The sequence below is a fragment of the Collinsella aerofaciens genome (genome assembly GCF_028207065.1).
Taxonomy (GTDB): Bacteria; Actinomycetota; Coriobacteriia; order Coriobacteriales; family Coriobacteriaceae; genus Collinsella; species Collinsella aerofaciens_AR.
Map to the genome: position 1 here is coordinate 1 of NZ_JAQLFP010000048.1, position 7895 is coordinate 7895.

Below are 7895 nucleotides of genomic sequence, written 5' to 3' on the forward strand. Positions count from 1 at the left end.
TGACAGCGGATTGGGTCATATGAGCGAAAACCCGCCAGAGCGAGCAAGGTGCCTTGAAACGAGGCGGCATTGACCTTCTGGTCATGCCGCCGAAGTTGAAAGGCAGATTGCCGCTCTGGCGGGTTTGCAGCGTCAATTGGTTACGCGGTTTGGCAAAACCGCGTAACTAACGGACTCCGTACTGCTCGTAGTAGGCATCGATGGCGGCCTTGAGCTCGTCATCGATGACGACCTTGCCGTCGATCTCGTGGTCGTAGAGAGTCTCGACGACCTCGGCCATGGAAACGATGCTCGCGACGGGGAAACCGTACTTGGCCTCGATCTCCTTCTGCGCGGTGGTCACGCCGCCCTTGCCGACCTCCATGCGGTTGAGCGAGACGATAAGACCCTTGATCTCGACATCGGCCGCTGCCATGACCTTGGGATAGGTCTCGTCGATGGACTTGCCGCTGGTAGTAACGTCCTCGACCATCACCACGCGGTCGCCGTCCTGGGGCTCATAGCCCAGCAGGTTGCCCTTGTCGGCACCGTGGTCCTTGGCCTCCTTGCGGTCGCAGCAGTACTTGACCTCCTTGCCGTACAGCTCGTGGTAGGCAATGGCGGTCACGACGGCCAGCGGAATGCCCTTGTAGGCCGGTCCAAACAGCACGTCAAAGTCGTCGCCAAAGTTATCGTGAATGGCCTGGGCATAATACTCGCCCAGTTTCTTGAGCTGATAGCCCGTCACGTAGGCGCCGGCGTTCATAAAGAACGGGGACTGACGGCCGCTCTTGAGCGTAAAGCTGCCGAACTTAAGAACGTCGGACTCAACCATAAACTTGATGAACTCTTGCTTGTAAGCCTCCATGCGGGCTCCTCTCGTAATCGCGTACGTGCCTTCCAGTTTAGCGCAGGCAGGGCGCATTGCGGGGCGCGCTTTGGGGCCGCGGCATTCTGTAAAGGCTTTGTCAGGGGCGATGGTTTTCCGAACAATGGGGTTGACACGGCAAACCCCCTCATCAAGAATACGGGCGGATTCAAACGGGCACGAGATGCCCGAAGCGCGCTGCGCCCGGCCTTAAGGAGGTGTGCCATGGAAGGCAGTCATAGTCGAAAAACCTGCATGTCGCCCTCGGCACGCCGCGAGGATTCCGCGCACGCATAAGCGCCAATAGCCAATCGTCGGCACCCATCCGCCAACAATCATCCGTCAAAACCACCACAAAGGTGCCTGTCCCCTTTGCGGTGATTCGTGAGTATGACGTGAGCGACATCTAGGTTTTTTGAAGCAAATACGACACGTACGCTAACTCCCTTCAACAAGGAGGACCCTATGCTGATGCTCAAAACCGCCACGGTACTCGAAGCCATCTCCAAGCGCCGCCGCACGGCGCGCCCCGCCGCTCACGCCGGCCTGTCCAAGAACACCATATTCGCTGCCACCCATAGCGCCGAGGACGCCCTCGTGCTGCTCGACGCCACGGCCGACGGGTTCACTGCCGAGCACGCCGCCGAGCGCCTGGACGCCACCGGGCCCAACACCATCGAGGCGCCGACCAAGACGCTCGCCCGCCGCATCGCCGACGCGTTCATCGACCCCTTCGCCGGCATCCTTGCCGCGCTCGCGCTGGTCTCGCTCTACATCGACGTGCTTGCCGTGCCCGAGCCGCAGCGCGACCCCTCCACGGTCATCGTCATCGGCATCATGCTGCTGGTATCGGGCGGCATGAAGTTTATCCAGGAAGCTCGCAGCGGCAATGCGGCCGAGGCCCTCAAGGACCTGGTCTCCAACACCTGCTGCGCCCTGCGCGACGGCGAGCGCCTCGAGATTCCCTTCGACGAGCTCGTCCCCGGCGATGTGATCCGCCTCTCTGCCGGCGATATGGTGCCGGCCGATGCCCGCATCATCACCGCGCGCGACCTGTTTGTGATCGAGTCCGCGCTCACCGGCGAGAGCGAGGCCGTTGAGAAGACCGCCGCCGCCACGGTCGTCGAGGGTGCCGACGACTCCGCGCTGCCACTGTCTGCCTGCAAGAACATCGTCTTTACCGGCACCTCCGTGCAAAACGGCACCGCCATGGCAGTTGTCGTTGCCACCGGCTCGGACACCTACCTGGGCGGCATCGCTAAGATGCTCAACGGGCGCGGCGAGAAGAGCGCGTTTGACCGCGGCGTCTCGAGCGTCTCCATGCTGCTCGTACGCCTTATGCTCGTTATGGCGCCGGCCGTCTTTGCCATCAACGCCGCCACCAAGGGCAACGTCATCGACGCGCTGCTGTTCGCCACGAGCGTGGCCGTGGGCATCACGCCGCAGATGCTTCCCGTCATCGTGACCACGAGCCTGTCGCAGGGCGCCAAGGACCTCGCCCGCCGCCAGGTTATCGTCAAGGAGCTGCCGGCGATCCAAAACCTCGGCGCGATGGACGTCCTGTGCTGCGACAAGACCGGCACCCTCACCGAAGACCGTATCGTGCTCGAGCGCTACCTCAACACCGACGGCAACGAGGATGCGCGCGTGCTGCGCCATGCGTTTTTGAACAGCTTCTTCCAGACCGGCCTCAAAAACCTTATCGACCTGGCCGTCATCGACCGTGCCGATGTGACGCCCTCGACCGTCGTGCCCGATTCTATGCTGGGCCAGAGCCTGCGCGACCGCTATACTAAGGTCGACGAGGTGCCCTTCGATTTCTCGCGCCGTCGCCTGAGCGTAGTTGTCGCCGACGCCCAGGGCAAAACCCAGATGGTCACCAAGGGAGCTGCCGAGGAAATGCTCGAGATCTGCTCCTTTGTCGAGGTCGATGGCGCCGCCCAGCCGCTTACCGAAGATAAGCTCGCCCAGATTCGCAAGCAGGTCGCCGGGCTCAACGCCGAGGGCCTGCGCGTGATTGCTGTGGCGCAGAAAACCAATCCGCGCTGCGTGGGCGAGTTTGGCATCGCCGACGAATGCGACATGGTGTTGATGGGCTTTTTGGCCTTCCTCGATCCGCCCAAGGCGAGTGCCGCGGGCGCCGTCGCCACGCTCGAGGCCAAGGGTGTGGCGGTCAAGGTCCTGACCGGCGACAACGACCGCGTTACCGCCACCGTCTGCGAACAGATCGGTATCGACGCGAGCAACGTCTTGCTCGGCTCCGAGATCGATGCGCTCGATGACGCCGAACTTGCCGAGCGCGCCGAGAACACCCACCTCTTCGCCAAGCTCTCGCCGCTGCAGAAGGCGCGTCTGGTGCGTGTCATGCGCGAGCTGCTCGGCCACACCGTGGGCTTTATGGGCGATGGCATCAACGACGCCGCCGCCATGCGTGCGAGCGACTGCGGCATCTCGGTCGATTCGGCCGTCGACATCGCCAAGGAATCCGCCGACATCATCTTGCTCCAGAAAGACCTGGGCGTGCTCGAGCGCGGCATCATCGAAGGCCGCCGCACCTACGGCAACCTGCTCAAGTACCTCAAGACCACGGTGAGCTCCAACTTTGGCAACGTGCTATCCGTGACCGTCGCGAGCCTGTTCTTGCCGTTTTTGCCCATGAGCGCTCTGCAGCTAGTACTGCTGTCGCTGGTCTACGAGATCGTGTGCATCGCGCTGCCGTGGGACACCGTCGACGACGCCTGGACCGCCCGCCCGCGCGCCTGGGACGCCGCGTCCATCAAGGGCTTCATGCTCGAGCTGGGCCCTGTGAGCTCGCTGTTTGACATTGTGACCTTCGCCGCGCTCTTCTTTGTGATGTGCCCTGCCGCCGTGGGCGCAAGCTGGGCAGAGCTTGCCGTCGCGGGCAACGTCGCAGGCATGGCGACCTTTACGGCGCTCTTCCAGAGCGGTTGGTTTGTCGAGTCCATGTGGTCGCAGACGCTCGTGGTCCACATGCTGCGCTCCCCGCGCCTGCCGAGCCCGCGCGACCATGCCGCACCGGCACTGTGCGCCCTCACCGTGCTGGGCCTGGCGCTCGTCACCTGGCTGCCGGCAAGCCCCATCGCCGATGCGCTGGGTCTCATGCCGCTGCCGCCAATCTTCTTCGCTCTGCTCATCGGCATCGTTACCGCCTACATCGCGCTCACCCAGCTGGCAAAGCACCGCTACATTGCCCGCCACGGTGAGCTGCTTTAGCACGGTGAGCCGCCACAGTAGACAACCCAAGGGCAAAACCACCACAAAGGCGCCTGTCCCCTTTGTGGTGGTTTTGGTGCGCTACGAGGCATTGGTCAGGCGGCTCCAGAGTTCGTCAATATCGATTTGGTCGCCGCCGCTCAGATAACCGGTGTGAATAAAAGACTCACTATAGATATAGATGTCATGCGCGCTGTCGCCATCATCTTCGGTGTCGTAGGCCGAAATCACGTAACGGTTGCCGTCGAGCGCCTTGACCAGCCAATACACGGAATCGTCGATTGTGCACTTCTCCTGCACTATCGACGCATCGCCGATTGCGCCGGTGAGCGCACGATCGCCCGTCGTATAGCCGCCCACCGAGAGCAAAATCGCCACGCTATCGTCTCCGCCGCCCGGCTCAAGCTCCTCGTACTCGGACTCCGAAAGCGGTATCGCGCTGTTCGCAAGTTCGTCCACGTCATCCGAAATCTTAGAAAAGGTAAAAGCGAAAAGTCCCGCGTCATCGGCGGCACCGTAGCCCACGCTCTCGCCTTGCCACTCATAGTTTTGATGCTTGAGCAGGCGCACCAGGTCGGCGCCGTCCAAGTTGATCGCAGCATAGACCGTCACGTTGGCGTTGTCGTCTACACAGGCGGCGTCCGCCGTGGTCGCCTTCTCGGCACCGCCCGCGCCGCCCAATCCGCCCGAGCAGCCAGCCAGCGCACAAGCCAGCGCACCCGCGCCTGCCACAAAGGCCGCACGGTTCATCGTCACTTCATTCATCATGTTCGTTCCTCGCTATGGTATTGGCCACGTCGCACCTAGCCGAGCGCGCGTCCAGTCTTTTCCTGCCAAAATTCGTCTATCGTCGGAGCACCGCCGCCCTGGGTAAACCTACCGGTCTTGATAGCCTCCTCGGTAATGAGATCCAAGCGGTAGTCACCGTTTTCCATCGGGCTCGCCATGGCAACGTGCCGCGCCATGTTGGAACCGTATACGCACGCGACCCATGAGCCCGAAGTAATCTGCGCCCGGTCCTCGACCGGCACGGAAAAGCCCGCGATAACATCCTCGCAGCTCGAATAGCCCGAAAGTTGCAGCGTGAACATCACGGTGCTTCCGGTGCCGCCCTTGTCGAGCTTTCCGATTTCGTCCTCGCCGAGCCATTCGGTCGCGCCGTCCTTGCTGATATTGCAGACGCTGAGCACGTGTCCCGCCTCGTCCTCGTACATCTCGAGCGCGTCTTGCCAGGTATAGCCCTGCTGCGAGGCAAACTCCTGCAACTGCCAGCCCTTAAGCTCGAGGAGCGCCGCGATGCTGATGTTGCGGTGCGCATCCCAGCAATCATCCGACCACGTATTGAACGCATCCGCCGAGCCGCTGTCCGCGTCGCCGGAATCGCCCGACGTCGCACCCGCGTCCATCTTGTCCTTTACCGGGCGGTCGTCGTTAAAACCCGTCGCATCCTGCGTCCGCTGTCCGCCGCACCCCACAAGCGTCAGCAGCGCCGTTCCCACCGCCGCGACAAATGCCGTGCGCGAAAGTACCGTCTCCCTCATCATTGTTCCTTTCCCGTTCTTTAGCACCATGCCGAGAAACACACCCGGCATCGATTCACACATAAGCCGCCTCACGCTATTGACGAGGCAGCTCCGTCCAGCCAAAACCGGGTTCAAAGCCATCGCGTGTACCGATCACATCGCCCGAACCGTTGATCCAGGCCTGGTCGGCCATCACCGAGACCTCGACATCGGTGCCGTCGGGTCTGGTGTAATGGTTGACCCCGCGAATGGCATCGGAATACGAAGCGGTGCCCGTCCCCACGCCCGCGCTGGAAAAATTGGCGGCGCTGGCAGCCATATTCGCGGCGTGCTGACGGTCGCTGCGATCGAACCGCGCCTGCTGGTAGCTGTCGAATGCCGCCTGTTGCGAGGCATGCATCTGTTGCCAAGCTGCAAACTGCTGTTGCTGCTGGGCAATGTTCATCTGCGTGCGTTGGCGCTGCTCAAGCACCATCTGTTGCTTTTGAGCTGACGCTTCGCGTGCAATCGCCGGATTGAGCCGCAGAGTCGACGCCATTGATGCAAGCGCCGTGGAGGCCGCCTCGTCCAGGCGACCTTCTGGCGCAGCCAAACAGAAGCTGTCCCTGATACGCCACTGCAGCAGGTCGGCCGCGCCCAGCTCGAACGACGCTCCGTCCGGGCAACCGCCTCGACCCGTGGGCTGTTCTTGCGCGACGCCCTGTCCCGCCGCTGCCGCCGCCTGGCGCTCGCGCAGACGCTTGCCCAAAAACACCGCCGATCAGTCCACTCGAAAGGCCCGCGCCCAGCAGCGCCTCGGCCCCAGCGGCAACACCTTTGCCCATAGAGCCCGCGACGCCGCCGATTGAAAACATATAGCCCTCGACTTTGGCCGCCACCGCGAGCTCGGTAGGTACCGGAGCGCCCGTGAGCCGATATCGACGCATGCGGCACTCATAGACCACATCACTCGGCTCCATCGAAAAGCCCTGGATCGCAAAGTCGTTTGCTGCCTCGCGCTTTACGCGGGCACGCTCGCGCTCGATATCGACCGCCGCGCTCGATGGGTACGGTTGCTCGGCAACAACCTCTGCCCGCGCGCCCAGCCGTGCTGCACAGACCTGAGCCAGCTCGTCGCAAGCTGCCTCCACGTGCACAAACACCTTGCGTTCGGTTTGCGTGGGGATACGCTTGGCAACGGCGCCCGCATCCACGTAGCAGAGCTCGGAGCGGTACATAATCCGCTCACCCATCGGACCCGCCGCCGTCACGCCAACCGAAATCGGGCAGTCGAAACTGCCGCTGCGCTCAAGATGCGCCTCTTCGATATGCCAGCCCCGCGGCAGCGCCACCTGCGCGAGTGCCTGGCCGCCAGAGGTATCGCATGCGGCATGAAGCTCAAGGTCACCGATGTGAGGCGCATCCGTCGTGACCGCGTCACGAGACGACGACGCGACGCCGGCAGTCTCCACCGGCGCATCGGCCGGCGCGTCCACACTCGGGTCGCTGCCTTCGTCCGCATCGTCATCGGCAGTCGCCCCATCTGTAGCCCCCACGGCGCCCGAGTAGCCCACAACGCCCTCAAGTCGGACGCCACACCCCGGGCAAAATCGCACCGGCACGCCGGCGACCCGAGGCAGCTGCGCCCCGCACGCCGGGCAGAATCTCAAGTCACTCATCCCGTACATCCCTAATTTCGTTAGCTGTTTTTGATCGCGGCAAGCTGCCGCCATAACTCATCGGCACCGTTAAGCCGGTACGCCGTCTTATCGAGCACGATATTTTTGCCCTCAAGTTCTACCGATTGCTCCGAGCCATCCGTATAGACAAAGACGAGCGTTCGGCCGGCATCGCTCGTCCGCTCATCCACCACATCCCCCACGGTGCAGCCATCGAGCACAGCAAAAGTCGATGCGACCAGTTCGGCATCGTCGGTCTCATAGACCGTCCGCGCCTCCCCGTCCTCGATAAGCTTGACCGCCACCGGAACGGCAGCGCAATCGTTGAGCGACACTTGCGCGGCAGTCTTTCCTTGAGCGCCATGGTCGCCGGTAACGTAAACTCGCATGAGTGTCACCGCCGCGGCAAAGACCACCACGGCGATAAGCACGCCCGCAATTTTATTAGACGCGCAACCCCGAGACGCCATAGGTGCACCCCCTCCGTTCTGCTCTGCTCAGCATCACATTCATATGCCTTTGAGCACCAAAACGGCAGGTGACAAATGTCTCATATGGGGGTGCGGACGATTTCTTGGACCGCGCCTAGGCGTATCCAAGCTTCCTGCGGTACTCCATCGGGCTCAGCCACCC

The 7895-nt window shown here is 62.6% G+C and carries 7 protein-coding genes; 1 reads left to right on the top strand and 6 read right to left on the bottom strand.

What is annotated here, in order from left to right:
• Positions 1-166: 166 nt before the first annotated feature.
• Complete coding sequence (gene pyrE, locus PMX72_RS09965; protein ID WP_271729897.1) at positions 167-847, bottom strand: orotate phosphoribosyltransferase; 681 nt, start codon at positions 845-847, stop codon at positions 167-169.
• 465 nt (positions 848-1312) lie between these two features.
• Here pyrE and mgtA point away from each other — a divergent pair, with 465 nt between their 5' ends.
• Entirely contained in the window at positions 1313-4081 is a 2769-nt protein-coding gene (gene mgtA, locus PMX72_RS09970) for a magnesium-translocating P-type ATPase (protein WP_271729895.1), read from the top strand.
• Positions 4082-4162: 81 nt separating this feature from the next.
• On the opposite strand, the gene PMX72_RS09975 is transcribed toward mgtA, so the two are convergent.
• The 5 genes from PMX72_RS09975 to PMX72_RS09995 form a co-directional block, all read right to left on the bottom strand.
• The gene (locus PMX72_RS09975) at positions 4163-4849 is read right to left on the bottom strand and encodes a hypothetical protein (protein WP_117637199.1); all 687 of its coding nucleotides are present in this window, start codon (positions 4847-4849) and stop codon (positions 4163-4165) included.
• Between the two features lie 35 nt (positions 4850-4884).
• On the bottom strand, positions 4885-5622 hold the full coding sequence (locus PMX72_RS09980; protein ID WP_271729893.1) for a hypothetical protein: 738 nt from the start codon (positions 5620-5622) through the stop codon (positions 4885-4887).
• Between the two features lie 76 nt (positions 5623-5698).
• On the bottom strand, positions 5699-6079 hold the full coding sequence (locus PMX72_RS09985; RefSeq protein WP_271729891.1) for a hypothetical protein: 381 nt from the start codon (positions 6077-6079) through the stop codon (positions 5699-5701).
• The gene (locus PMX72_RS09990) at positions 6069-7262 is read right to left on the bottom strand and encodes a hypothetical protein (RefSeq protein WP_271729889.1); all 1194 of its coding nucleotides are present in this window, start codon (positions 7260-7262) and stop codon (positions 6069-6071) included. Before PMX72_RS09990 ends, PMX72_RS09985 begins: the two co-directional genes overlap by 11 nt.
• A gap of 20 nt (positions 7263-7282) precedes the next feature.
• Positions 7283-7732 carry a hypothetical protein gene (locus tag PMX72_RS09995; RefSeq protein ID WP_271729887.1) on the bottom strand — a complete coding sequence of 150 codons (450 nt, stop codon included), beginning with the start codon at positions 7730-7732 and terminating at the stop codon, positions 7283-7285.
• Between the last annotated feature and the right edge of the window lie 163 nt (positions 7733-7895).